The sequence below is a fragment of the Brevibacterium sp. FME17 genome (assembly GCF_014897515.1).
Classification (GTDB): Bacteria; Actinomycetota; Actinomycetes; order Actinomycetales; family Brevibacteriaceae; genus Brevibacterium.
Genome location: NZ_JABUYD010000079.1, coordinates 1 through 592, shown reverse-complemented (window position 1 = coordinate 592; position 592 = coordinate 1). Strand labels below are relative to the sequence as shown.

1 protein-coding gene is annotated in these 592 nt (G+C 62.5%); it reads left to right on the top strand.

Going from position 1 to position 592, the window contains the following annotated elements:
* Positions 1–229, top strand: a 229-nt coding sequence (locus INT40_RS20875; RefSeq protein WP_226831736.1) for a hypothetical protein, incomplete at its 5' end; no start/stop codon positions are given.
* Between the last annotated feature and the right edge of the window lie 363 nt (positions 230–592).

Sequence of the window (592 nt, the reverse complement as noted above, 5' to 3'; positions counted from 1 at the left end):
CATTGCGGAATCGGCACTGAGTCCCTTCGCCATGTGGTCGGCTTTCCCGACCTCGGACTACTACGGACTCTCCGCCCCCACACCACTGGTATCAGTCGGCGACGGACCTTCCCTGCCGACCACGCATGGAATCCGTGGTCAGCAGGGACCAGCGGCGGGGTTCCCACGTTCACTATTCAACCGATTGACGGGATCGGTACCCAGCTTTACTCCTGCATCCTCGCCATAGCTACGCCGCAGGCTTTCACTATGGCCTCCCGGACCGGCGACATTCTCCGATCCGGAAGTTCCCTCGACTGGCACACCAGCCTCGGTCTGCGATGCAACCCGACCCCGATCCACCAGATTTCGAGTCGGTGGTCTGACTTGAGGAGCGTTCGGACACTGGTTCCTATGCGTGTACCTCTCCGTCGTGTTAGCCGAGCCCGACCCATCTGGCAGTACTGGAATCGTCTCGGCGTTGTCAGGGCTGCTTCCCGCCCTCGCTCCCGTCCCGGAGTTCAGGCTGCCCTCAACTTCACCTGGCTGCTGCGACAGCCAGGCGGTGGTGGTCTCTCACCTCCACTCGGTTCAACAGCGCCTCGTGGCGCAC